We start from the raw sequence: 24,140 nt of genomic DNA, 5'->3' as shown, positions 1-24,140 counted from the left end.
CCAACATGAAACTTCATGAGTTAAAAGCTGCAGAAGGTTCTCGTAAAGAACGTAAACGTAAAGGTCGCGGTATTGGATCTGGTAACGGTAAAACAGCAGGTAAAGGACACAAAGGACAAAACGCTCGCTCCGGCGGCGGTGTGCGTCTTGGATTTGAAGGGGGTCAAACTCCTCTATTCAGACGTTTACCTAAACGTGGATTTACCAACATCAACCGTAAAGACTATGCTATCGTGAACCTTGATACGTTAAATCTTTTCGAAGACGGTACTGAAGTAACACCAGCTCTTCTACTTGAGACTGGCGTTGTAAGTAAAGAAAAAGCAGGAATCAAGATTCTTGCCAAAGGAAGCATTGAGAAAAAGCTTACTGTTAAAGCTCACAAATTCTCGTCTACTGCTAAAGAAGCTATCGAAGCTGCTGGCGGTAATACAGAGGTGATCTAATGTTTCGCACGATCTCCAATTTTATGCGCGTGGGTGAAATAAGGAATAAGATTATTTTTACCCTTCTAATGTTAATCGTCTATCGCATCGGTACATTTATACCTGTACCGCATGTGAATGCCGATTTTCTCGCTGAACAGGACCAGCTGAGCGTCATCGGGCTTTTAAACACCTTTGGCGGCGGGGCACTGCAAAACTTTTCCATTTTAGCGATGGGTATCATGCCGTACATCACGGCATCCATTATCGTTCAGCTGCTACAGATGGATGTTGTTCCTAAGTTCACTGAATGGTCTAAACAAGGGGAAGCAGGGCGCCGTAAATTAGCGCAATTCACTCGTTACTTCACTATTATCCTAGGATTTATCCAAGCAGTTGGAATGTCCTATGGGTTCAATAATATGTCAGGTGGACAGTTGATTGAAAATCCTGGAATTGCAACATACTTGCTTATTGCGACTGTCTTAACGGCAGGAACAGCTTTTCTTTTGTGGTTAGGGGAGCTGATCACTGCTAAGGGTGTGGGTAATGGGATTTCCATCATTATCTTTGCTGGTATCGTAGCTAGTTTGCCTACTACGGCAAATCAGATTTACGCACAGCAATTTGAAAATGCCGGTGATCAATTATTCTTACGAATCATAACGATTATCCTCATAGTTTTAGCAGTATTAGCAATCGTGGTTGCTGTTATCTTCATTCAGCAGGCATTACGTAAAATTCCTATTCAGTATGCGAAACGTGCTGCGGTAGGTCGTACGCAAATGGGTGGCCAGTCTACTCATTTACCATTGAAAGTAAATGCTGCGGGGGTTATTCCGGTAATCTTTGCAATGGCATTTATTATTACTCCCACTACAATCGCTTCTTTCTTTGGAAAGAACAGCGTGACTAGCTGGATATCAACAAATCTTGATTACACCAAACCAATTGGTATGATCATATATGTTGCTCTTATCATTGCTTTTGCGTATTTTTATGCTTTCATTCAGGTTAATCCTGAACAAATGGCTGAGAATTTGAAAAAGCAAGGTGGCTATGTGCCGGGGATTCGTCCAGGTAAGAGTACACAAGAATATTTAACACGTGTTTTATACCGTTTGACGTTTGTAGGCTCGATATTCTTGGCCATCATTGCCGTTTTACCGGTATTTTTCATTAAGCTTGCTGATCTACCTCAATCTGCACAGATTGGTGGTACCAGTTTGCTGATCGTAGTCGGGGTTGCCCTTGATACGATGAAGCAGCTGGAATCACAACTTGTGAAGAGACACTATAAAGGCTTTATAAAGTAATGAGTTTTGGGAACGGCTTGTTCCCTTTACCCATTATAGAGTTTGAGGGGGAAGAAAATTGAATCTAGTGTTAATGGGTCTGCCGGGTGCTGGTAAAGGCACTCAAGCTGAACAAATCGTAGAAAAATATAATATCCCTCATATCTCTACTGGAGATATGTTCCGAACAGCTATCAAAGATGGAACAGACCTAGGTCTAAAGGCGAAATCATTCATGGACAAAGGCGAATTGGTACCTGATGAAGTTACCATTGGCATCGTACGTGAGCGTTTAAGCAAGGAAGACTGCCTAAGAGGATTTTTGCTTGATGGATTTCCACGTACTGTGGCACAGGCAGAGGCACTTGAAAGCATTCTAACTGATTTAGATCGCAATATGAATTTTGTCATTAATATCGATGTTGATAAAAGCATCTTAATGGAAAGATTGACAGGGCGTCGTATTTGCAAATCATGTGGTGCGACATACCATCTTGTATTCAATCCTCCTGCTAAAGATGATGTATGCGACCGCTGCGGCGGAGAATTATATCAACGTGCCGACGATAATGCTGAAACGGTTCAAAATCGCTTAGATGTGAATTTGAAACAAACCAAGCCACTTCTTGATTTCTACGGAGACAAAGGTTACTTGGTCAACATTAACGGACAGCAAGATATTAATAAGGTATTTGAAGATATCGATGTGTTGCTTGGTGCTTTACAAAATTAATCATATGTATTGATTTATGAAATTCATACCATTTTTATAACTTACTAGTTAAACTTGGTGCATTCCTATAATACAAAGGGTATAATGGATTTCGCGAGAGCATTCGCACATTTATTAATCAGGTTCTTGTACTTGGTATTCCCTGAATTGGGCGATTACTTTTTAAGTGATCTTCATGGACATATCCGGTCGGCAAAATTGATGAAGAAATGCAGTGACTCTATTGGGATTCCTAAAGAGTCGTGATATAGAGGGTTGAAAGAAGCTATGTCAGGCGTGCGCCTTTCAAACATCTCCCATGCTATTCAAACCTATGTCGAGACTAATTGCTTCTCTATTTCGAGAGTATGTCGGTCACGGAATCGGTCAAGACTTACATGAGGACCCATAAAATCCTCATTTCGGTCCAACTGATAAAGGTCCTCAGTTAAAGCCTGGTTCTACAAAATGGTGAATACTTGATGCAGAATTGTAAGACTTATGAGGATAATTGGACTGTAGTAATGTTGACGGAAAGATGTGCACCTTTAATAGGTTCACGCATAGAGAAGGGAGAATCACTTTAATGGCGAAAGATGATGTAATTGAAGTAGAAGGCACAGTACAAGAGACTTTGCCAAATGCAATGTTTAAGGTAGAATTAGAAAATGGTCATACTGTTTTAGCTCATGTATCCGGTAAAATTCGTATGCACTTTATTCGCATTTTGCCTGGAGATAAAGTTACGGTTGAGCTTTCCCCGTATGATCTAACTCGCGGCAGAATCACATACCGGTTCAAATAATCCGGTTACGCTCCGATCTGTATAAGGAGGTTAGATAGCAATGAAAGTCAGACCATCAGTCAAACCAATCTGCGAAAAGTGTAAAGTTATCCGCAGAAAAGGTAAAGTAATGGTTATTTGCGAAAACCCTAAACATAAACAAAAACAAGGCTAAATAGAAGGAGGTGCACTCAAGCATGGCACGTATTGCTGGAGTAGATATTCCCCGTGACAAACGTATTGTTATCTCATTAACATATATATATGGTATTGGAAAACAAACAGCGATCAAGATTCTTGCAGAAGCAGGCGTTTCTGAAGAAACTCGCGTTCGTGACTTAACGGAAGACGAATTGAACAAAATTCGTGATATCATTGACAAGCTTAAAGTAGAAGGCGACCTTCGTCGTGAAATCTCCCTAAACATCAAACGTTTAATGGAAATCGGTTCATACCGTGGTTTACGTCACCGTCGTGGTCTTCCTGTTCGCGGTCAAAATACAAAAAACAATGCTCGTACGCGTAAAGGACCTCGTCGTACAGTAGCTAACAAGAAAAAATAATTAGTAAAGGAGGTTACTTTTCATGGCACGTAAAACTAATACACGTAAACGTCGTGTGAAAAAGAATATAGAAACTGGTATTGCACATATTCGTTCAACATTCAATAACACTATCGTTACGATCACTGACTCTCATGGTAATGCTATTTCTTGGTCAAGTGCTGGAGCTCTAGGATTCCGTGGATCTCGTAAATCCACTCCATTTGCTGCACAAATGGCTGCTGAAACAGCTGCTAAAACATCAATTGAACATGGTATGAAAACTCTTGAAGTTACAGTTAAAGGACCTGGTGCTGGACGTGAGGCTGCCATTCGTGCACTTCAAGCTGCTGGCCTAGAAGTAACTGCAATTAAAGATGTAACTCCAGTTCCACATAACGGATGCCGTCCACCAAAACGTCGCCGTGTTTAATTTTTCTGTATAGATTTTGTATTCCTGTCAATAATGGGATATAATACTGAGTTTGCGTTCTTACAGAGGATTAATTTTCAGTTGTTGCGCACAGCGGGAACGTATACATGGGGAATTTCGGTTTAAGTGACTTGTTTACTTGCCGGGGTTTTGACGTTTTGAAGGAGGGTTTATTGATGATCGAAATAGAAAAACCAAAAATCGAAACGGTTGAAATCAACGACGATACCAAGTACGGTAAATTCGTCGTAGAGCCACTAGAGCGTGGGTATGGTACTACATTGGGTAACTCCTTACGTCGTATTCTTTTATCCTCACTCCCAGGTGCTGCTGTCACAGCTATACAAATTGATGGAGTGCTACATGAGTTCTCAACAATTGAAGGCGTCGTGGAAGATGTAACATCTATCATTCTTAATGTGAAAAAACTAGCTCTTAAGATTTACTCTGATGAAGAGAAGACGCTGGAAATTGACGTTCAGGGTGACGGAGTCATCACGGCTGCTGATATCACTCATGATAGTGATGTAGAAATTCTTAATCCGGATTTATATATTGCTACAATTGGTAAAAACGGTCATATGCGTATGCGTTTATCTGCACGTCGCGGCCGCGGCTACACTCCTGCTGTTCAAAACAAGAGAGAAGACCAGCCAATTGGTGTAATTCCAATCGATGCTCTTTACACTCCGGTTTCACGCGTATCTTTCCAAGTTGAAAATACACGTGTTGGACAGTTGTCTAACTTTGACAAGTTAACGTTTGATGTTTGGACTGATGGCAGTACTGGTCCGCAAGAAGCGGTAGCACTTGGAGCTAAGATTTTAACAGAGCATTTAAATATCTTTGTTGGTTTAACCGATGAAGCTCAAAATGCTGAAATCATGGTTGAAAAAGAAGAAGATCAAAAAGAAAAAGTTCTTGAGATGACGATCGAAGAATTAGACCTTTCTGTTCGTTCTTACAACTGCTTGAAACGTGCTGGAATCAATACCGTTCAAGAGCTAGCTCATAAAACGGAAGAAGATATGATGAAAGTACGTAATCTAGGTCGTAAATCACTTGAAGAAGTGAAAGCGAAACTAGAAGAATTAGGCTTAGGTCTTCGTAAAGACGACTGATAACATGGCGGAATCAATCCATTATGTTGTGAGCCTTGTTATTGACACACAATATAGAACTTCAACAAAGGAGGGAATCTCTAATGGGTTACAGAAAGTTAGGACGCACTAGCGCACAACGTAAAGCATTACTTCGTGATTTAGCTACGGATCTTATTATCCATGAGCGCATTGAAACTACTGAAGCACGTGCAAAAGAATTACGTTCTGTAGTAGATAAAATGATCACTCTTGGTAAACGTGGTGACTTGCATGCACGCCGTCAAGCTGCATCTTTCATCCGTAACGAAATCGCTGACGCTGAGAATGGCACAGATGCCCTTCAAAAATTATTCAGTGACGTGGCTCCACGTTATGAAGAACGTCAAGGTGGATACACTCGTATCATGAAAGTTGGTCCACGCCGCGGTGACGGTGCACCAGTCGTGGTTATTGAATTAGTTTAATAACAACGATGAAAAAGGGCGGGACAAATGAATATACTCACTTGTTCTATGCCCTTTTTCTTTTTTTAAATAGAAATTCTGTACTTTAGAAATTCGCATTGAGTGTTACGATGGCTGGCGGAACCTGTATCATGCAGGGAGCCTTCACGTCTAGCTCAAGCATCCCTTCCCGCTTTTGATAAGCGATTATAAGAAAACCTGTTTTTCGTAACAGGCCCGCTGTTAGCTGCTCTTAATTTACCGAAAATTCTTTCGGTGGAAGGGGTGCAGCGTTTTTTTATATTTTCAGAAGGAAAAACTACTATATTTATATTGAGTGAGCAGAGCTTAGTTTAGGCGAGTGCAGTCGAGGATGAGGAGGGCCACATGGTGAAGAAGCTGGTTTCTTTAAATAATATTGTTTTTAAATATGAGGGTCAGTCTCGAAACGCCTTGGATGATGTTTCTTTTGATATTCATCAAGGGGAGTGGCTAGCGATAGTCGGACATAATGGTTCTGGCAAGTCGACATTAGCGAAGTTATTGAATGGCCTTCAGTTCGCTAACTCAGGTACCATTACGATTAATGATCAACTTTTGACAGAAGAATCCGTTTGGGATGTGCGCCAGAAAATTGGCATGGTTTTTCAAAACCCAGATAATCAATTTGTAGGCACTACAGTTCAGGATGATGTGGCTTTTGGTTTAGAAAACGCCGGTGTTTCTCAGCAGGTTATGGTGGAGCGTGTTCATGGTGCGTTAAATAAGGTTAAGATGAATGCCTTTCTTAATCAAGAGCCGCACCATCTATCCGGCGGTCAAAAGCAAAGAGTGGCCATTGCAGGTGTAATAGCCTTGCAGCCAGACATAATCATCTTAGATGAAGCAACCTCCATGCTTGACCCAAGAGGCCGTGAAGAAGTGCTTGAAACAGTTAGGGAATTAAAACAGGAAAACGAGATCACTGTCATATCAATCACCCATGATCTTGAGGAAGCTGCGAAAGCCGATCGAATGATAGTCATGAACCAAGGTCGGTTATATCGTGAAGGATCGCCTCAGGATATTTTTGAGTTAGAGGAAGAATTGATTGCTCTTGGACTGGATATTCCCTTTTCAGTGAAACTAACCAAGGAGTTACAAAAAAATGGTGTTCGTGTAGTTGATGGGCATTTGACAGAGGAAGAGTTGGTGAAGGATTTATGCGAATTACACTCGATGATGTAGAATACCGCTATCAGGTGAATACTCCTTTTGAACATCTAGCCCTTCATGATGTCAACATTTCAATGGAGCCGGGAACCTATACCGCAATCATCGGGCATACAGGGTCCGGGAAATCCACGCTACTGCAGCATTTGAATGCTCTTTTAAAACCGACGAAGGGTCGGGTTTTCATTGGGGATCGGACGATTGAAGCCGGAAGAAAAGAAAAGGCTTTGCGGCCAATAAGACAAAAGGTCGGAATTGTTTTTCAGTTTCCGGAACATCAGTTATTTGATGAAACGGTTGAAAAGGATATATGTTTCGGTCCTATGAATTTTGGCGTTTCTGAAATCGATGCAAAGAAAATGGCCAGGAAAGCCATCGCGCAAGTCGGATTGAATGAGGAAGTTCTTGAAAAGTCTCCATTCGACTTATCCGGCGGACAAATGCGACGGGTGGCCATCGCTGGGGTACTTGCCATGGAGCCTGAAGTATTGGTGCTTGATGAGCCTACAGCGGGACTGGATCCTCGAGGACGCAAAGAAATCATGGATATGTTTTATGATCTGCATAAAGCAAGGGGCATTTCAACGATTCTGGTGACCCATAGCATGGAGGATGCAGCCAAGTACGCTGATGACATCATCATCATGCATAAGGGTACGGTGTTCAAAAAAGGAACCCCCCAGGAAATTTTCTCAGAGCCGGAACAATTAATGGAGCTAGGCCTGGATGTTCCTGATACGGTCCGCTTTCAGCTAAAGCTCCAGAAGGAACTTGGTGTTCGATTTGATCATCCGTGTCTTAATATCGGTGATTTAGCGATAGAAATAGATAAAGCCATGAAACGGGGGAACCGCTGATGCTGGATAAAATGATTATCGGGCGTTATGTCCCTGCAAATTCATTGATGCACAAGATGGACCCAAGGGCTAAACTGCTCCTCGTGTTCCTGTTTGTTTGTGTCGTCTTTTTGGCGAATAATGTCGTTTCTTACGGTTTGCTTGCTGTATTCACCATCCTTTTGATCAGTCTTTCCAAAATACCGCTTCGCTATCTTTATAATGGGTTGAAGCCAATCTTTTTCTTGATCGTATTTACATTCCTTCTCCATATATTGTTTACGAAGGAAGGGGAATTGCTTTTTGAATACGGTTGGTTTGAAATCTATGAAGGCGGTTTGATTCAAGGTTTTTTCATATCCATTAGATTTACTTTACTAATCCTTGTTACGTCACTTTTAACTTTGACGACATCCCCGATATCCATTACAGACGGGATGGAAGAGCTGTTGGGACCTTTGAAAAAGTGGAAGATGCCTGTACATGAACTGGCATTGATGATGTCCATTGCCCTTCGATTCATCCCGACGCTAATGGAGGAAACGGAAAAAATCATGAAGGCCCAAACTGCAAGGGGCGTTGACTTTTCATCTGGCCCGATAAAGGACAGGGTTAAATCGATTGTACCTCTGCTGGTTCCTTTATTTGTCAGTTCGTTCAAACGGGCCGAGGAACTGGCAACTGCCATGGAATCAAGAGGATACCGTGGCGGGGAAGGCCGCACGAAATATCGCCAATTGAACTGGAAGACGAGTGATAGTCTTTTGATGGTCTCAATAGGTGTTCTAACGGTCATGTTATTTTTATTACGTTCATAATAAGGAAGAGAACTATGCCAAAATATAAATGTGTGATCGCTTATGACGGCACGGATTTTGCTGGCTATCAGGTGCAGCCTGAGAAACGCACCATACAAAGTGAATTCGAGGCAGTCTTGGCCCAAATGCATAAAGGCACAATTATAAAAGTGACTGCTTCAGGCAGGACAGACTCAGGGGTCCATGCAAAGGGGCAGGTACTTCACTTTGAGTCGCCCCTTACATTCCCTACTGAAAATTGGATAAAGGCGTTCAGCGCGCTTCTTCCGACCGATATCATCGCTCTGGAAGTCGATATCGTGCCTGACGATTTTCATGCGAGGTTCCATACTACTGGGAAAGAGTACCGTTATATCGTAGCCCGTTCGAAACTGCGGGATCCGTTTAAGCGGAATTACGCCTATCATTATCCATACCCTTTAAATGTGGAGGCGATGAGGGAAGCAATCTCCTATTTGATAGGGACACATGACTTTACAAGTTTTTGTTCGGCAAAAACGGAAGTGGTCGATAAAGTTCGAACCATAAAAGAAATGGATTTTGAAGAGAGCGATGATTTCCTGGTTTTCCGCTTCGTTGGCGAAGGCTTTTTATATAATATGGTGCGTATCTTGGTTGGGACGCTCCTGGATGTCGGCAGCGGCAAGATGTCACCCCATGATATGAGCGGGATTTTGGACAAGAAGGACCGCAGCTTTGCAGGGAAAACAGCACCTGCCCAGGGCTTGTATTTATGGAAAGTATTTTACAAATAAAAATATTTTCAAAGTGATACCAGTTTTTTTACAAATGGGTAATGGGCTGAAATCAGTAATGGAGCGGTTTGATGCGATACTGAGCTTTTCCTGGAGTTGCAGAGAGTGTTTTATAGACAACTTATCCTAGTGTAACATTCCCTTGACAATGAATCTGGGAGAAGTTAATATAATATGGTATGTATTTTAATCCCACGATAAGCCCCGGAAGTTTATTGTGATTGAAAATAAATATAAAAAATTAAAAAGTTTTTTAGGAGGTTAACCATGCGTACGACATTTATGGCGAAAGCTAATGAAGTAGAACGTAAATGGTATGTGATTGACGCTGAAGGCAAAACTTTGGGTCGCCTTTCTACTGAAGTAGCATCCATCTTACGTGGTAAACATAAACCAACTTTTACACCGAACATTGACACTGGTGATCATGTAATTCTTATCAATGTTGAAAAAATCCATTTGACTGGTAAAAAATTGACTGACAAAATTTATTACCGTCACACTATGCATCCAGGCGGTCTTAAAACTAGAACTGCTCTTGAAATGCGTACAAACTACCCTGAGAGAATGCTTGAACTTGCTATCAAAGGTATGCTTCCAAAGAATTCTCTTGGTCGTCAAATCTACAAAAAATTACACGTATACGCTGGAGCTGAGCACCCACACGCTGCTCAACAACCAGAAGTATACGAATTACGCGGATAATCACTAAGGAGGTTACTATCTTGGCACAAGTTCAATATTATGGTACTGGTCGCCGTAAGAGCTCAGTAGCTCGTGTACGTTTAGTACCAGGCGAAGGTCGCATCGTTATTAACGGTCGTGACATCAATGAATATATTCCTTTTGCAGCATTACGTGAAGTTGTTAACCAACCACTAGTTGCAACAGAAACTACTGGAAATTACGACGTTCTAGTAAACGTTAGCGGTGGTGGATATACTGGTCAAGCTGGAGCAATCCGTCACGGTATCGCTCGTGCATTGCTACAAGTTGATCCAGAATACCGTCCATCTCTTAAAACTGCTGGTTTACTAACTCGTGACCCACGTATGAAAGAACGTAAAAAATACGGTCTTAAAGGCGCACGTCGTGCACCTCAGTTCTCAAAACGTTAATTCTATTACCGTTTCGAAAGGCTCTCAACCATATTGGTTGGGGGTCTTTTTTTTGACCAGAAATAATAATAAAGCATATCCGTGATCTCCCGGATATGCTTTATTTTAAATACTTCGGTTAACAATCTTAGTTTTGAGATTCACCTTCACCTTTATTGATTGCGGCTTTTTTCGGCATGAAGCATGCTATTATTAATGCCACAAAAGATAAGGCCAGCATGAAAACATAGGCATCACTTGAGCCAAGGATGGAAGCTAATGCCTCTAGTCGTATAGCTGTAATGTTTTCATTTTCCATTGATAGCTCAGAGGCATGTGAAGTTGCCTGCATTGTATATACTGTGATGACAACTGCTGTTCCGATGGCACCTGACAATTGGCGAATGGTATTATTTACAGCTGAACCATGGGAACCCAATTCTCTTGGTAAAGCATTCAACCCTGCTGTATTTAATGTCATGGTAATGAAGCTCAAACCAATTCGTAATATTATGGTACGAATCATGATATACATATACGTCGTTGAGTCGCTTATATCTATGACTCCCCACATCGAAACAATGATGAATACCAAACCTGTAATAAAGAGTGGTTTGGCGCCGTATTTATCAAACATTTTACCTGTGACTGGGGATAAGAAGGCATTAATCACAGCTCCGGGTAATAGCAGTAAACCTGCTTCAAATGCTGTAAAACCTCGTCCATTTTGCAAGTAGATTGGTAAAAGGATCAAATCCGCATACATGATCATCGTAATTAGTACATTGATGAAGGATGTAAGCTTGAAAGTTTTATACTTGAATACAGTTAAATTTAATAGTGGATCGCTCGATTTCATTTGACGTAAACAGAATAGAGCCGACACGATCATTCCGACGATTATTGCAGTGATGACAACGGGATCATCCCATCCCTTGCTTCCTGCGCTACTAAATCCAAATAATATACAGCCGAAACCAATCGTTGATAAAATGACACTTGTAATATCCAATTTTGCTTTTGTTGTCTCTGTAACATTCATTAAATATTTGAACGCTAGAACGATGACGATTAGTAAGAATGGGATTAACCCAATGAATAGCCATCTCCATGAAACATATTCAATGATAAAACCAGATAAGGTAGGGGCAATGGCCGGGGCAAAAATTATCGCAAAGCCGATTGTCCCCATGATGCTTCCGCGCTTTTCGCTAGGATATAAATATAAAATAACCGTCATCATTAGAGGTATAATAATCCCGGCACCGATTGTTTGAATCATTCTGCCCGTTAACAGCACGCCAAAATTCCCTGCACATGCGCAAAGTACAGAGCCGATGAACAAAAGAACATCGAGCTAATAAAAAGCTGCCTTGTTGTAAACCGTTGCATTAAAAAGGCAGTGATTGGCACAAAAACACCGTTCACTAGCATAAACCCTGTAGATAACCATTGTACAGTTGCAGCCGTTACATCAAATACTTCCATTAATCCACTCAATGCAACATTTAATAAAGTCTGATTTAATGTTGATAAAAAGCAACCGGCAATCAGTACGATTAATAAAACTTTTTTATTTCTTTCGGTAATGTCCATCGTAAACCCCTTCGTTTTTGACTTGCATTCTCAACACCGTGTCGATAAAATCGATGGTAACAAAAATATATGTTACCTACCATGAACAGTTTTCTTGAAAATGTTCACTAATCGACATAGAAATATATGCTGTTGAGAAAGTTAAAGAAAATCTATAAAGGAGATTAAAATGTCTATACCTAAAAAAGAAGATCCTCGTACAATTCGCTCGAGGGAAATGTTTAAAGACGCTGTCATTGCTCTCTTATGCGAGGACCCCATTATTTCGAATTTAACGGTCCGGGAAATCGCAGCCAAAGCAGGGCTGAATCGGACAACATTTTACCTGCATTATCAGGATATTCAAGATTTATTAACGCAAATCACCGATGAGATTCTAAATGAGCTATCTGAGAAAGTTTTTGCTTTAATACATGCAAAAGACTTATCGGAAAAACAACAGCTAACAAAATTGCTTGATTATTTATATATTCATCGAAATTATTTACTTATTTTATTTAAAACGAATCAGTTTGAAGAACAATTGTTTTCATTATTAAAGCAATTAGTAGAAATAAGAAGGAAGAATACCAAAGAGGATTTACCTGCTGATTATGTTGATATTGACATTAAAACGGCCTCATTGGCAGGCATTATAATATGGTGGTTAAGAAAGGGGCTTCATTTTAGTTCGGATTATATTGCCAATCAAATTTATTTAATGTACAGAGTGCAATGATTCTTAATCCGTTAGAATGAATTTGAATTTCATTAATTCTTTTTAATGACCGGATATAATATGACCCACAACATGCTCCATGCACCCTTCTGCGTCATTATATAAATCCCTGCCAGTCTCCAGCCACAATGCGATTTTACCCCGTGGGGAGGGTGCTTCGGATGTTGGGGCTGGTAGGTACCATTTGTTTACACATGAGTTTATTTGTGGAATACTGAATTATTTGTAAAATCGATATTTATTAAGTCTCTGTTTAGGAGTATGATGATACTTAAAAAAAGAAAGAGGACTTCATATGAATTCAACATACTCACCGATTGAAACAACTAAAACAAAAGCCTTGGTCATCAATGCACTATTCATCGCGTTAACCCTTGTAGCGACCATGTTCATCAACATCAAGCTCCCAATAATGGGTAACGGCGGCCTGGTCCATTTGGGCAACGTTCCCCTTTTTATAGCAGCCTTGGTATATGGCAAAAAAACAGGGGCGATAGCAGGCGCCTTCGGTATGGCCTTCTTCGATCTATTCTCCGGTTGGGCAGCATGGGCACCGTTTACATTCGTCATCGTCGGAGCAATGGGCTATCTAGCAGGCCTAATATCCGAAAAGGTACCGGGCAAAAGAGAACTTGTATACACTTTGGCCGTTGCCGTTGCATTGATCATAAAAATCGTGGGCTATTATTTTACTGAAGTTATCCTTTACGGTAACTGGATACAGCCATTTGGCTCCATCCCCGGAAACGTAATGCAGGTCGTAATAGCCGGAATAATCGTCGTGCCTCTAGCTGGCCGATTAAAGAAAAGGGCTGGACAGATATAAAGTGAAACGAATATAGGAAGCCATTCAAACTTTGTGTAGTACCAGCGACTGGATATACTGTGCTTTATGAACCTCTGGCAGTTCATCCTGCTAAGTAGGTATGTATTTAAATAAATTCGCTATTATAAAATGTAATATCATGTGAGATAAGGACATCCGTTTACCACGGATGTCCTTTTTATCGATAGATCACAAAGCTTGCTTGAATTTAAGTAAGAACACGACATGAATAATCAGGTGTGATCAATGTAAGGCATGCGCAGTGAGCTACCCAAGTCGCAAGGTCCGCCTCGGGTAGCATCCTAAATTAACGGGTTACGGGTGCGAGTAAATATCATCCGAAATGTTTGGGCTGTCCTTTTAAGCTTCTTATGGAAGATAGAATATGAAAGGCATTTCAATTACCTGTTGAACCTATCCTCATTATTTTTTGCCAATGGAATAAATGAATGGTTCAAAATAGAACGCTAAAACTAAATTATGTCTTGGGAAATAATTTTGGGAAATGGGGAATTGCCCCGGAGGTGAATTATGGCTGTGATATTAGGTTTACAGGAGATGCAAAGGGAAAGGCAATTGAAGTTCGAACGCAGGTTGCTCAGGGAACTTTCTATCGAGGATATGAAGGGGAGGATTCAGCGTTACTTCGGACAGGATTTGATGGATGTTTTGGAGGAAGGCTACTTCGATGTTGCCATCGAAGCTTATTTATTAGGAGCGAACTATAGTAAGTTTGGCTATTATGGGGAGTCGGAAGATGATGTAAGGTCCAGGTGCTGGAAGGAAGAGAAGTTTCTGGTCGATACTCTTTTTAACTTTATTTTGTATTGGCGGGAAGTTACAGCGAATAACGCCTTCGATGAAGGATTGTTTTATTGTTGTGAAGGATTTGTGGGGGATTGGTGGCTGGACGGTTTTAAGACTGGAGAGAAACGATATAAAATGAAATTGCATTAAGAAGGCAAAATCCCATTCCTTGTTCTAATTCCATGGTTTGTCCCATACTTTTTAGTAGAGAGATCATGGAAGGGGAACGGTCATGCGCAGAAAGCTGAAATATACAGGAATCGCTATGGGATTGTTTGTCCTTTTTTTAATTGTGACTTTTAAATTCGTAGAAGATGATTCTTGGGACTCCTGGAACCTTCCGTTGGCCGGGAAGGTCATCATTCTTGATGCAGGTCACGGGGGAATGGACGGCGGGGCAAATGTACAAGAGATAATGGAAAAGGAAATTGCCCTTTCCGTTTCATTAAAGGTCAGGGACTATTTGCAGGAACAAGGTGCACTTGTCATCATGACCCGTGAGAAGGATGAGGATCTGGCACAGGGTAATACAAAGGGGATCCGCCAGCGAAAACAGGAGGACTTAAGGAATCGGGTTAAAATGATCAATGATTCGGAAGCGGACTTATTCTTAAGCATTCATCTGAACTCTTTTCCATCGGCGTCATCGAAAGGTGCCCAAACCTTTTATACAAGCAGGTTTGAGGAAAATGAACAGGTGGCTAAATTCATTCAGACTGAAATCATCAGAAACCTGGAAAATACAAAGCGTGATGCAAGAACGATCAATCATGTGTATTTGATGAATTATGCTAAGAAACCAGGAGCGCTTGTGGAAATTGGCTTTCTTTCCAATTCTGAGGAAAGGGAACGCCTTATCAGCGATAAATATCAGGAAAAGATTGCCAGTTCAATTTATATGGGGATTTTACGGTACTTCACAGAAGAAAAACTATCGGATGACGAGTGATGTCGGGGTCTTGTAAGGTACAAGGCCTTTTTATCATGGGGAAATAATCTGGCCCAGCATACAAGGCAGATAATAAGTTTTCTTTCGGTAATATGTTATACTGAAAAATGGGAAAATAAAATTCAAAGGGGTGCTCGACTTGTTAACAGAAGAGAAAGTACTGAATTTATTAAAGGATCTTAAAGACCCTTTTCTACATAAAAACCTTGAAGAGACAAATGGAATTATAGAAATCAAAATAAAACCTGAAAAGAATCATGTAAGCGTTAAACTTGCGATTGCGAAAACGGGGACTGCCGAGCAAATGCAAATGCAATCCGAAGTTGTGGACTTGCTGAAAGCGAACGGAGCGGAATCGGTAGGCATCCGTTTCACGGAACTTTCAGAAGAGGAATTAGCCAAGCATCGTGAAAGCATTCCCCAGGGTGAGGCGGACCAAGGTTTGCTTGGACCTAACAGTAAGACAGAATTCATCGCGATCGCCAGTGGTAAAGGCGGAGTGGGAAAATCTACGATCTCAGTGAATTTTGCCACTTCACTTGCTCGTCTAGGCAAAAAGGTCGGACTGGTTGATGCCGATATTTACGGATTCAGCGTACCTGATATGATGGGGATAACAAAACGACCGGTTGTTCGCGGGGAAAAAATCATCCCTGTAGAACGGTTTGGCGTTCAAGTTATCTCAATGGGCTTTTTTGTAGAGGATAACGCGCCGATCATCTGGAGAGGGCCAATGCTGGGTAAAATGCTTAACAGTTTCTTTAATGAAGTGGAATGGGGAGATTTGGACTATTTGGTCCTTGACTTACCGCCGGGTACAGGCGATGTTGCATTGGACGTGCATACGATGCTCCCTTCATGTAAAGAAATCATTGTTACGACACCGCATCCGACTGCAGCCTTCGTTGCTGCAAGAGCTGGTGCCATGGCCATCAAGACAGAACACGAAGTCATTGGTGTCATAGAGAATATGTCATTTTTCGAAAGTAAAACGACCGGTGAAAAGGAATATGTATTCGGAAAAGGCGGCGGAGAGAAGCTTGCAGAAGAGCTTCGTACAGAAGTTTTAGGTCAACTTCCCCTGCAACAGCCAGATTGGAACGAAGAGGACTTTGCTCCATCCATTTACGCAGCGGACCATAGGCTTGGCAGGATTTACGAAGATATTGCTAAAAAGGTCATTGAAAAACTGCAATAAAAAGAAGGCTGATTCCGATTGGGAATCAGCCTTCTTACATTCTTTTTACTTTTTCTCCTTCTCGGCCGCTTTTGTGGCTGCTTTATCCAATTTCTCTTGCATTTTCGCTTGGACGAGAGGACTCTCCATGGTCTCGATGATCAGTTCTTTATAAACCGATCGCATTTCCTTGGTTTTTAATAATTTATTCATTTCTTTTTCCATATCCGGTTCTTTCATTATTTCCATGAGCATTCCACGATACTGAGGATCAGCAGTTAAGTCCTTCAATACCTTTTTATGTTCGTCTTCTAATGCTTTAGCATAAGCGGAAGCAAATTCAGGATCACTAAATGTCTTTTTCCAAAATTCCTTCCCTTTATCTGAAGTGACCATATCTTCAATGGATTTCTTAATGGCATCCGAATCCATAATGAGTTCAGCTTTCGTTTTATCATCAGTAATGATATCCTGGATGGCTTTTTTTCCATCATCTGTCTTCAAGATATCGACGACCATTTTCTTTGTCTCTTCGTACTCCATTTTTTCTGCGCCTGCTCCATTTTGAGCACAACCGGAACAAACGAGTAAGAATGACGTGAAAAGCAAAGCAACTCCCACTCTCATACGCAGGGCCCCTTTCATCCTTCTTACTGTTAATATGGTTCCAATCGGCGATATTATTCCTTGGTGGAATAAGTGGATTTTTCCAAATTTGGTTGGTACAATTAAGGAAATGAATAGAAATGTATGGAGGAAAACAATGAACAGCCGTAATTTAGTTAAATTGTTTTTAACAACATTGCTTATAGGTGGCGTAACTGGTGGAGTTGTAGGGTTCTTGGCTCGATGGAGTGAGTTTAAGCCTTATTTTTCTTCTTTTGAAGTCAGTGCCATCCTATCAACTTTTATTTGGTTATTCGGTGTTGGATTAATTTTCAGTGTCATAAGCCAAGCCGGCTTTTTTGCCTATTTAACAATACATCGTTTTGGTCTGGGGATATTTAAAAGCGCTTCCTTATGGAATGCCGTTCAACTTGTACTCATTCTTTTTGTTGTATTCGATCTTGTTTACCTGCGATATCTTAGCTTTGGTTCAGGCGAGGGAATCAGTTCGTATATCGTGTTAGCATTGGTTGTATTGGCCGCAGGGCTTATTACAGCTTATTTCAAAATGAAACAAACGAATAAACAGTCTTTCATACCGGCCTTGTTTTTCATGGTCGTGGTAACGGTATTGGAGTGGGTACCTGTCCTGAAAACCAATGATGAAGGCTGGCTTTACTTCATGCTGCTTCCATTGCTAGTCTGCAATGCTTATCAATTACTGATCCTTGGCAAATTGATTGAAATTTCACAAAAGGAATTGGCCGATAGAAGAGAGCGTAAGCAAACTCCAGCAAAGGGAAAGATGAAAGCCGGTCAATTAGGTAAAGGCAGCTAACCAATATGTAGGCTGGACCTTACATAAAGAAGTCAAAACAGAAAAACTGCGTACTAAAGGTTCAAGGAGACCATTAGTACGCAGTTTTTTAAGTCAGCGGACTTCCTCACTGCTTGCCGAGGAATTGGAAATCATCTCTGAAACGTTAACGAAGTTTAAATTTTTTGATCGAAGTTCACTTAATAACTCCGGTAATGCTTTATTCGTTTGTTTTGCTGAGTCTGAAGCATGTAATAAAATGATATCACCTTTTTGGGCCTTGGTGATGTTCTGTATGATCCGATCCACACCTGGATTGGTCCAATCCTTCGAATCGATGCTCCAATGGACAACGGTATATCCAAATTTCTCGCTGATCTTCAAGAGTCGTTTATCAAAGTGGCCGGTGGGAGCGCGTAAAAGTTCTATATTCTTTACATTAAGTTTTTTAAATGCTTCCTGGGCTTTAGAAATATCCCGGATGATTTCTTGATCTTCCATTTCGGTATAATCCTTATAATCGTAACCAAGCATGCCGATTTCATACCCTTCTTTCACAATTTCAGCTACTATGTCAGGGTGACGTTCTGCCCAAGATCCCGAAAGGAAAAAAGTGGCCGATTTAATCTTTTCTCTTTTTAATGTCTCTATTATCGGAGCGGCTTTCTCATCACCCCAGCCAATATTGAACGTGATCGCAACATTCTTTTCCCCTTTATAAACCGCTTTCGGCCCATCTTCCGTTGAAAAAACGGGGGCATGAAGAATGTTTTGTACAAAAAGAAACCAAGCGGTAAAAAGTGCGGTAAGCAAAATTAACGAATAATACTTGATGTTCTTGGCTTGAAGCACCATGAAAAATTTCATTAATCCATCCCCTTGTCCAAAGTACTCTTGTCTTCAAATTTATGCGCGAGGATTATTGTTATGCAAAAAAATGGGTTGAAAATTCATAAAATTGATAGGAATGGGGAAAGATGTCTGATGGAGGTGTGAACCATGCTCGGTTTATTGATCAATGACAAAGAAAAAATGGAATTGGAGTACCTTTTAAAAAGAGAGATGGATGAAATACTATTCGATTTACAGGATGACAGAATCGATCACTTAGTCAAAAGGGCAATAAACGAGAAATATAACATCCTTTTCAGGCTGTTTAAAAGAGTGAGCACCGAGGAGGAAATCCTAATGTATATGAAGGGGAAATCGAATTTATCCAAGTGGAATCAGTCATGAAATTTAAAAGTGAATTAAATTCAAAAAACCTATTGACTATTGATTTATACGCTGGTATATTATAAAAGTTGCTGCAACGTCAAAGCATTTGAAAAAGATTGATAAAAACTTTTTTAAAAAAAGTTATTGACGAAGTGGTAATAAGATGTTAAGATATTAAAGTCGCTAAGAGAAATGGCGAACAAATTGCTCTTTGAAAACTGAACAAAACAAAGCGCCAACGTTAAATTTTAAGTGAGCACACACTATCAAAAAAGCAAATGAGCAAGTCAAACATTTCTTCGGAGAGTTTGATCCTGGCTCAGGACGAACGCTGGCGGCGTGCCTAATACATGCAAGTCGAGCGAATCGACGGGAGCTTGCTCCCTGAGATTAGCGGCGGACGGGTGAGTAACACGTGGGCAACCTGCCTATAAGACTGGGATAACTTCGGGAAACCGGAGCTAATACCGGATACGTTCTTTTCTCGCATGAGAGAAGATGGAAAGACGGTTTACGCTGTCACTTATAGATGGGCCCGCGGCGCATTAGCTAGTTGGTGAGGTAATGGCTCACCAAGGCGACGATGCGTAGCCGACCTGAGAGGGTGATCGGCCACACTGGGACTGAGACACGGCCCAGACTCCTACGGGAGGCAGCAGTAGGGAATCTTCCGCAATGGACGAAAGTCTGACGGAGCAACGCCGCGTGAACGAAGAAGGCCTTCGGGTCGTAAAGTTCTGTTGTTAGGGAAGAACAAGTACCAGAGTAACTGCTGGTACCTTGACGGTACCTAACCAGAAAGCCACGGCTAACTACGTGCCAGCAGCCGCGGTAATACGTAGGTGGCAAGCGTTGTCCGGAATTATTGGGCGTAAAGCGCGCGCAGGTGGTTCCTTAAGTCTGATGTGAAAGCCCACGGCTCAACCGTGGAGGGTCATTGGAAACTGGGGAACTTGAGTGCAGAAGAGGAAAGTGGAATTCCAAGTGTAGCGGTGAAATGCGTAGAGATTTGGAGGAACACCAGTGGCGAAGGCGACTTTCTGGTCTGTAACTGACACTGAGGCGCGAAAGCGTGGGGAGCAAACAGGATTAGATACCCTGGTAGTCCACGCCGTAAACGATGAGTGCTAAGTGTTAGAGGGTTTCCGCCCTTTAGTGCTGCAGCTAACGCATTAAGCACTCCGCCTGGGGAGTACGGCCGCAAGGCTGAAACTCAAAGGAATTGACGGGGGCCCGCACAAGCGGTGGAGCATGTGGTTTAATTCGAAGCAACGCGAAGAACCTTACCAGGTCTTGACATCCTCTGACAACCCTAGAGATAGGGCTTTCCCCTTCGGGGGACAGAGTGACAGGTGGTGCATGGTTGTCGTCAGCTCGTGTCGTGAGATGTTGGGTTAAGTCCCGCAACGAGCGCAACCCTTGATCTTAGTTGCCAGCATTCAGTTGGGCACTCTAAGGTGACTGCCGGTGACAAACCGGAGGAAGGTGGGGATGACGTCAAATCATCATGCCCCTTATGACCTGGGCTACACACGTGCTACAATGGATGGTACAAAGGGCTGCAAACCTGCGAAGGTAAGCGAATCCCATAAAGCCATTCTCAGTTCGGATTGCAGGCTGCAACTCGCCTGCATGAAGCCGGAATCGCTAGTAATCGCGGATCAGCATGCCGCGGTGAATACGTTCCCGGGCCTTGTACACACCGCCCGTCACACCACGAGAGTTTGTAACACCCGAAGTCGGTGAGGTAACCTTCATGGAGCCAGCCGCCTAAGGTGGGACAGATGATTGGGGTGAAGTCGTAACAAGGTAGCCGTATCGGAAGGTGCGGCTGGATCACCTCCTTTCTAAGGATAATTACGAGAGCGCTTTTGTTTTGTTCAGTTTTGAATGAGTAATTCATTCAAATAGGAAAGACGAACATCACGATGTGATGGATTCTTTCTGCTTTGTTCCTTGAAAACTAGATAATAGATAGAAGGCAATTAATTTTTTTCAAAGCATCTGTAAGATCTTTTTTAACGGTTAAGTTAGAAAGGGCGCACGGTGGATGCCTTGGCACTAGGAGCCGATGAAGGACGGGACTAACACCGATATGCTTCGGGGAGCTGTAAGTAAGCTTTGATCCGGAGATTTCCGAATGGGGAAACCCACTGTTCGTAATGGAACAGTATCTTTACCTGAATACATAGGGTACTGAAGGCAGACCCGGGGAACTGAAACATCTAAGTACCCGGAGGAAGAGAAAGCAAACGCGATTTCCTGAGTAGCGGCGAGCGAAACGGAATTAGCCCAAACCAAGAGGCTTGCCTCTTGGGGTTGTAGGACACTCAACATGGAGTTACAAAGGAACGGGGTAAATGAAGCGACCTGGAAAGGTCCGTCGAAGAAGGTAAAAACCCTGTAGTTGAAACTTCGTTCCCTCCTGAGTGGATCCTGAGTACGGCGGGACACGAGAAATCCCGTCGGAAGCAGGGAGGACCATCTCCCAAGGCTAAATACTCCCTAGTGACCGATAGTGAACCAGTACCGTGAGGGAAAGGTGAAAAGCACCCCGGAAGGGGAGTGAAATAGATCCTGAAACCGTGTGCCTACAAGTAGTCAAAGCCCGTTAATGGGTAATGGCGTGCCTTTTGTAGAATGAACCGGCGAGTTACGATTTCATGCGAGGTTAAGTTGATGAGACGGAGCCGCAGCGAAAGCGAGTCTGAATAGGGCGAATGAGTATGAGGTCGTAGACCCGAAACCAGGTGATCTACCCATGTCCAGGGTGAAGTTCAGGTAACACTGAATGGAGGCCCGAACCCACGCACGTTGAAAAGTGCGGGGATGAGGTGTGGGTAGCGGAGAAATTCCAATCGAACCTGGAGATAGCTGGTTCTCTCCGAAATAGCTTTAGGGCTAGCCTCAAGATGAGAGTATTGGAGGTAGAGCACTGATTGGACTAGGGGCCCCCAACGGGTTACCGAATTCAGTCAAACTCCGAATGCCAAATACTTATTCTTGGGAGTCAGACTGCGAGTGATAAGATCCGTAGTCGAAAGGGAAACAGCCCAGACCACCAGCTAAGGTCCCAAAGTATACGTTAAGTGGAAAAGGATGTGGAGTTGCTTAGACAACCAGGATGTTGGCTTAGAAGCAGCCACCATTTAAAGAGTGCGTAATAGCTCACTGGTCGAGTGACTCCGCGCCGAAAATGTACCGGGGCTAAACGTATCACCGAAGCTGTGGATTGACACCGTATGGTGTCGATGGTAGGAGAGCGTTCTAAGGGCGTTGAAGTCAGACCGGAAGGACTGGTGGAGCGCTTAGAAGTGAGAATGCCGGTATGAGTAGCGAAAGAAGGGTGAGAATCCCTTCCACCGAATGCCTAAGGTTTCCTGAGGAAGGCTCGTCCGCTCAGGGTTAGTCGGGACCTAAGCCGAGGCCGAAAGGCGTAGGCGATGGACAACAGGTTGATATTCCTGTACCACCTATACATCGTTTGAACGATGGGGGGACGCAGAAGGATAGGGTAAGCGCGCTGTTGGATATGCGCGTCCAAGCAGTTAGGCCGGAAACGAGGCAAATCCCGTTTCCATTAAGGCGGAGCTGTGATGGCGAGGGAAATATAGTACCGAAGTTCCTGATTCCACGCTGCCAAGAAAAGCCTCTAGTGAGATGTAAGGTGCCCGTACCGCAAACCGACACAGGTAGGCGAGGAGAGAATCCTAAGGTGTGCGAGAGAACTCTCGTTAAGGAACTCGGCAAAATGACCCCGTAACTTCGGGAGAAGGGGTGCTTTTTAGGGTGAATAGCCCAGAAAAGCCGCAGTGAATAGGCCCAGGCGACTGTTTAGCAAAAACACAGGTCTCTGCGAAGCCGCAAGGCGAAGTATAGGGGCTGACACCTGCCCGGTGCTGGAAGGTTAAGGGGAGAGGTTAGCGCAAGCGAAGCTTTGAACCGAAGCCCCAGTAAACGGCGGCCGTAACTATAACGGTCCTAAGGTAGCGAAATTCCTTGTCGGGTAAGTTCCGACCCGCACGAAAGGTGTAACGATCTGGGCACTGTCTCAACGAGAGACTCGGTGAAATTATAGTACCTGTGAAGATGCAGGTTACCCGCGACAGGACGGAAAGACCCCGTGGAGCTTTACTGCAGCCTGATATTGAATTTTGGTACAGCTTGTACAGGATAGGTAGGAGCCTGAGAAGCCGGAGCGCCAGCTTCGGTGGAGGCGTTGGTGGGATACTACCCTGGCTGTATTGAAATTCTAACCCGCGCCCCTTATCGGGGTGGGAGACAGTGTCAGGTGGGCAGTTTGACTGGGGCGGTCGCCTCCTAAAGAGTAACGGAGGCGCCCAAAGGTTCCCTCAGAATGGTTGGAAATCATTCGTAGAGTGTAAAGGCACAAGGGAGCTTGACTGCGAGACCTACAAGTCGAGCAGGGACGAAAGTCGGGCTTAGTGATCCGGTGGTTCCGCATGGAAGGGCCATCGCTCAACGGATAAAAGCTACCCCGGGGATAACAGGCTTATCTCCCCCAAGAGTCCACATCGACGGGGAGGTTTGGCACCTCGATGTCGGCTCATCGCATCCTGGGGCTGTAGTCGGTCCCAAGGGTTGGGCTGTTCGCCCATTAAAGCGGTACGCGAGCTGGGTTCAGAACGTCGTGAGACAGTTCGGTCCCTATCCGTCGCGGGCGCAGGAAATTTGAGAGGAGCTGTCCTTAGTACGAGAGGACCGGGATGGACGCACCGCTGGTGTACCAGTTGTCTTGCCAAAGGCATAGCTGGGTAGCTACGTGCGGACGGGATAAGTGCTGAAAGCATCTAAGCATGAAGCCCCCCTCAAGATGAGATTTCCCATGGCGCAAGCTAGTAAGATCCCTGAAAGATGATCAGGTTGATAGGTCAGAGGTGGAAGCATGGTGACATGTGGAGCTGACTGATACTAATAGATCGAGGACTTAACCAACGCTTTTAAAAAAAT

General features: G+C 43.0%; 24 protein-coding genes, 2 rRNA genes and 2 pseudogenes. 25 read left to right on the top strand and 3 right to left on the bottom strand.

Annotated elements, in window-relative coordinates; translation table 11 throughout:
* Window positions 1–5 precede the first annotated feature (5 nt).
* The 16 genes and pseudogenes from rplO to rpsI all read left to right on the top strand — a co-directional run bounded on the left by rplO (window position 6) and on the right by rpsI (window position 10,476).
* Window positions 6–446, top strand: coding sequence for a 50S ribosomal protein L15 (gene rplO / locus A6755_RS00505; protein WP_034304982.1), 441 nt, complete (start codon window positions 6–8; stop codon window positions 444–446).
* Window positions 446–1,741, top strand: a complete 1,296-nt coding sequence (secY, locus tag A6755_RS00500) for a preprotein translocase subunit SecY (protein ID WP_034304981.1) — start codon at window positions 446–448, stop codon at window positions 1,739–1,741. The genes rplO and secY overlap by 1 nt, the downstream gene beginning before the upstream one ends.
* 58 nt (window positions 1,742–1,799) lie before the next feature.
* Window positions 1,800–2,453, top strand: a complete 654-nt coding sequence (locus A6755_RS00495; protein ID WP_048677894.1) for an adenylate kinase — start codon at window positions 1,800–1,802, stop codon at window positions 2,451–2,453.
* Window positions 2,454–2,524: 71 nt separating this feature from the next.
* Window positions 2,525–2,976: pseudogene (locus A6755_RS27415) on the top strand (M24 family metallopeptidase); the annotation flags it as partial.
* Window positions 2,977–3,018: 42 nt separating this feature from the next.
* A complete protein-coding gene (infA, locus tag A6755_RS00490) occupies window positions 3,019–3,237 on the top strand; it encodes a translation initiation factor IF-1 (protein ID WP_028390440.1) in 219 nt (72 codons plus the stop codon).
* Between the two features lie 40 nt (window positions 3,238–3,277).
* Window positions 3,278–3,391 carry a 50S ribosomal protein L36 gene (rpmJ, locus tag A6755_RS00485; protein WP_003156543.1) on the top strand — a complete coding sequence of 38 codons (114 nt, stop codon included), beginning with the start codon at window positions 3,278–3,280 and terminating at the stop codon, window positions 3,389–3,391.
* A 22-nt stretch (window positions 3,392–3,413) separates the two neighbouring features.
* On the top strand, window positions 3,414–3,779 hold the full coding sequence (rpsM, locus tag A6755_RS00480; RefSeq protein WP_034304978.1) for a 30S ribosomal protein S13: 366 nt from the start codon (window positions 3,414–3,416) through the stop codon (window positions 3,777–3,779).
* Window positions 3,780–3,801: 22 nt separating this feature from the next.
* Complete coding sequence (gene rpsK, locus A6755_RS00475) at window positions 3,802–4,191, top strand: 30S ribosomal protein S11 (protein WP_028390438.1); 390 nt, start codon at window positions 3,802–3,804, stop codon at window positions 4,189–4,191.
* Window positions 4,192–4,367: 176 nt separating this feature from the next.
* Entirely contained in the window at window positions 4,368–5,312 is a 945-nt protein-coding gene (locus A6755_RS00470) for a DNA-directed RNA polymerase subunit alpha (RefSeq protein ID WP_034304976.1), read from the top strand.
* Between the two features lie 83 nt (window positions 5,313–5,395).
* Window positions 5,396–5,758 (top strand): 50S ribosomal protein L17, encoded by a 363-nt coding sequence (gene rplQ / locus A6755_RS00465; protein WP_034304973.1) that lies wholly within the window; start codon window positions 5,396–5,398, stop codon window positions 5,756–5,758.
* A 366-nt stretch (window positions 5,759–6,124) separates the two neighbouring features.
* Entirely contained in the window at window positions 6,125–6,964 is an 840-nt protein-coding gene (locus A6755_RS00460; protein WP_034304970.1) for an energy-coupling factor ABC transporter ATP-binding protein, read from the top strand.
* Complete coding sequence (locus A6755_RS00455) at window positions 6,940–7,806, top strand: energy-coupling factor ABC transporter ATP-binding protein (protein WP_034304967.1); 867 nt, start codon at window positions 6,940–6,942, stop codon at window positions 7,804–7,806. Before A6755_RS00460 ends, A6755_RS00455 begins: the two co-directional genes overlap by 25 nt.
* Window positions 7,806–8,603, top strand: a complete 798-nt coding sequence (locus A6755_RS00450; protein ID WP_048677921.1) for an energy-coupling factor transporter transmembrane component T family protein — start codon at window positions 7,806–7,808, stop codon at window positions 8,601–8,603. Before A6755_RS00455 ends, A6755_RS00450 begins: the two co-directional genes overlap by 1 nt.
* Before the next feature lie 14 nt (window positions 8,604–8,617).
* Window positions 8,618–9,358 carry a tRNA pseudouridine(38-40) synthase TruA gene (gene truA / locus A6755_RS00445; protein ID WP_034304963.1) on the top strand — a complete coding sequence of 247 codons (741 nt, stop codon included), beginning with the start codon at window positions 8,618–8,620 and terminating at the stop codon, window positions 9,356–9,358.
* 267 nt (window positions 9,359–9,625) lie between these two features.
* Window positions 9,626–10,063, top strand: a complete 438-nt coding sequence (gene rplM / locus A6755_RS00440) for a 50S ribosomal protein L13 (RefSeq protein WP_034304960.1) — start codon at window positions 9,626–9,628, stop codon at window positions 10,061–10,063.
* Between the two features lie 20 nt (window positions 10,064–10,083).
* Window positions 10,084–10,476 (top strand): 30S ribosomal protein S9, encoded by a 393-nt coding sequence (gene rpsI, locus A6755_RS00435; RefSeq protein ID WP_034304957.1) that lies wholly within the window; start codon window positions 10,084–10,086, stop codon window positions 10,474–10,476.
* A gap of 127 nt (window positions 10,477–10,603) precedes the next feature.
* Here rpsI and A6755_RS00430 read toward each other — a convergent pair.
* A pseudogene (locus A6755_RS00430) lies at window positions 10,604–12,051 on the bottom strand (DHA2 family efflux MFS transporter permease subunit).
* 169 nt (window positions 12,052–12,220) lie between these two features.
* Here A6755_RS00430 and A6755_RS00425 point away from each other — a divergent pair.
* From A6755_RS00425 to A6755_RS00405, 5 genes are all read left to right on the top strand, one after another.
* Window positions 12,221–12,769: a TetR/AcrR family transcriptional regulator gene (locus A6755_RS00425; RefSeq protein WP_063589557.1), complete on the top strand. Its 549-nt coding sequence runs from the start codon at window positions 12,221–12,223 to the stop codon at window positions 12,767–12,769.
* A gap of 295 nt (window positions 12,770–13,064) precedes the next feature.
* Complete coding sequence (locus tag A6755_RS00420) at window positions 13,065–13,595, top strand: ECF transporter S component (RefSeq protein WP_063589556.1); 531 nt, start codon at window positions 13,065–13,067, stop codon at window positions 13,593–13,595.
* A 531-nt stretch (window positions 13,596–14,126) separates the two neighbouring features.
* The gene (locus A6755_RS00415; RefSeq protein WP_034304952.1) at window positions 14,127–14,552 is read left to right on the top strand and encodes a DUF2521 family protein; all 426 of its coding nucleotides are present in this window, start codon (window positions 14,127–14,129) and stop codon (window positions 14,550–14,552) included.
* An 82-nt stretch (window positions 14,553–14,634) separates the two neighbouring features.
* Window positions 14,635–15,351 carry an N-acetylmuramoyl-L-alanine amidase CwlD gene (gene cwlD / locus A6755_RS00410; protein ID WP_034304950.1) on the top strand — a complete coding sequence of 239 codons (717 nt, stop codon included), beginning with the start codon at window positions 14,635–14,637 and terminating at the stop codon, window positions 15,349–15,351.
* A gap of 139 nt (window positions 15,352–15,490) precedes the next feature.
* Window positions 15,491–16,549 (top strand): Mrp/NBP35 family ATP-binding protein, encoded by a 1,059-nt coding sequence (locus A6755_RS00405; protein ID WP_063589555.1) that lies wholly within the window; start codon window positions 15,491–15,493, stop codon window positions 16,547–16,549.
* Between the two features lie 45 nt (window positions 16,550–16,594).
* Here the strand turns inward: A6755_RS00405 and gerD are convergent, their stop codons facing one another.
* Window positions 16,595–17,155 carry a spore germination lipoprotein GerD gene (gerD, locus tag A6755_RS00400; protein ID WP_053537050.1) on the bottom strand — a complete coding sequence of 187 codons (561 nt, stop codon included), beginning with the start codon at window positions 17,153–17,155 and terminating at the stop codon, window positions 16,595–16,597.
* Between the two features lie 136 nt (window positions 17,156–17,291).
* Here gerD and A6755_RS00395 point away from each other — a divergent pair, with 136 nt between their 5' ends.
* The gene (locus A6755_RS00395) at window positions 17,292–17,972 is read left to right on the top strand and encodes a KinB-signaling pathway activation protein (RefSeq protein WP_063589554.1); all 681 of its coding nucleotides are present in this window, start codon (window positions 17,292–17,294) and stop codon (window positions 17,970–17,972) included.
* 93 nt (window positions 17,973–18,065) lie between these two features.
* Here A6755_RS00395 and pdaB read toward each other — a convergent pair whose 3' ends face one another.
* Entirely contained in the window at window positions 18,066–18,818 is a 753-nt protein-coding gene (pdaB, locus tag A6755_RS00390) for a polysaccharide deacetylase family sporulation protein PdaB (protein ID WP_034304945.1), read from the bottom strand.
* Between the two features lie 132 nt (window positions 18,819–18,950).
* On the opposite strand from pdaB, the gene A6755_RS00385 reads away from it, so the two are divergent.
* The 3 genes from A6755_RS00385 to A6755_RS00375 all read left to right on the top strand — a co-directional run bounded on the left by A6755_RS00385 (window position 18,951) and on the right by A6755_RS00375 (window position 24,125).
* The gene (locus tag A6755_RS00385) at window positions 18,951–19,187 is read left to right on the top strand and encodes a hypothetical protein (protein WP_053537052.1); all 237 of its coding nucleotides are present in this window, start codon (window positions 18,951–18,953) and stop codon (window positions 19,185–19,187) included.
* 278 nt (window positions 19,188–19,465) lie between these two features.
* Window positions 19,466–21,016 (top strand): 16S ribosomal RNA (locus tag A6755_RS00380).
* Between the two features lie 176 nt (window positions 21,017–21,192).
* A 23S ribosomal RNA gene (locus tag A6755_RS00375) occupies window positions 21,193–24,125 on the top strand.
* Together the 16S and 23S rRNA genes form the textbook arrangement of a ribosomal RNA operon.
* Window positions 24,126–24,140: the final 15 nt, after the last annotated feature.

This window comes from Peribacillus frigoritolerans, assembly GCF_001636405.1.
Lineage (GTDB): Bacteria > Bacillota > Bacilli > Bacillales > DSM-1321 > Peribacillus > Peribacillus frigoritolerans.
The sequence above is the reverse complement of the archived record's forward strand: the minus strand, read 5'-3'. Positions and strand labels throughout refer to the sequence as shown.

Coding starts and splice junctions, on each gene's coding strand:
- rplO (WP_034304982.1), top strand. CDS start 6: ATGAAACTTCATGAGTTAAAAGCTGCAGAAGGTTCTCGTAAAGAACGT.
- secY (WP_034304981.1), top strand. CDS start 446: ATGTTTCGCACGATCTCCAATTTTATGCGCGTGGGTGAAATAAGGAAT.
- infA (WP_028390440.1), top strand. CDS start 3,019: ATGGCGAAAGATGATGTAATTGAAGTAGAAGGCACAGTACAAGAGACT.
- rpmJ (WP_003156543.1), top strand. CDS start 3,278: ATGAAAGTCAGACCATCAGTCAAACCAATCTGCGAAAAGTGTAAAGTT.
- rpsM (WP_034304978.1), top strand. CDS start 3,414: ATGGCACGTATTGCTGGAGTAGATATTCCCCGTGACAAACGTATTGTT.
- rpsK (WP_028390438.1), top strand. CDS start 3,802: ATGGCACGTAAAACTAATACACGTAAACGTCGTGTGAAAAAGAATATA.
- A6755_RS00470 (WP_034304976.1), top strand. CDS start 4,368: ATGATCGAAATAGAAAAACCAAAAATCGAAACGGTTGAAATCAACGAC.
- rplQ (WP_034304973.1), top strand. CDS start 5,396: ATGGGTTACAGAAAGTTAGGACGCACTAGCGCACAACGTAAAGCATTA.
- A6755_RS00460 (WP_034304970.1), top strand. CDS start 6,125: ATGGTGAAGAAGCTGGTTTCTTTAAATAATATTGTTTTTAAATATGAG.
- A6755_RS00455 (WP_034304967.1), top strand. CDS start 6,940: ATGCGAATTACACTCGATGATGTAGAATACCGCTATCAGGTGAATACT.
- A6755_RS00450 (WP_048677921.1), top strand. CDS start 7,806: ATGCTGGATAAAATGATTATCGGGCGTTATGTCCCTGCAAATTCATTG.
- truA (WP_034304963.1), top strand. CDS start 8,618: ATGCCAAAATATAAATGTGTGATCGCTTATGACGGCACGGATTTTGCT.
- rplM (WP_034304960.1), top strand. CDS start 9,626: ATGCGTACGACATTTATGGCGAAAGCTAATGAAGTAGAACGTAAATGG.
- A6755_RS00425 (WP_063589557.1), top strand. CDS start 12,221: ATGTCTATACCTAAAAAAGAAGATCCTCGTACAATTCGCTCGAGGGAA.
- A6755_RS00420 (WP_063589556.1), top strand. CDS start 13,065: ATGAATTCAACATACTCACCGATTGAAACAACTAAAACAAAAGCCTTG.
- A6755_RS00415 (WP_034304952.1), top strand. CDS start 14,127: ATGGCTGTGATATTAGGTTTACAGGAGATGCAAAGGGAAAGGCAATTG.
- cwlD (WP_034304950.1), top strand. CDS start 14,635: ATGCGCAGAAAGCTGAAATATACAGGAATCGCTATGGGATTGTTTGTC.
- gerD (WP_053537050.1), bottom strand. CDS start 17,155: ATGAGAGTGGGAGTTGCTTTGCTTTTCACGTCATTCTTACTCGTTTGT.
- A6755_RS00395 (WP_063589554.1), top strand. CDS start 17,292: ATGAACAGCCGTAATTTAGTTAAATTGTTTTTAACAACATTGCTTATA.
- pdaB (WP_034304945.1), bottom strand. CDS start 18,818: ATGAAATTTTTCATGGTGCTTCAAGCCAAGAACATCAAGTATTATTCG.
- A6755_RS00385 (WP_053537052.1), top strand. CDS start 18,951: ATGCTCGGTTTATTGATCAATGACAAAGAAAAAATGGAATTGGAGTAC.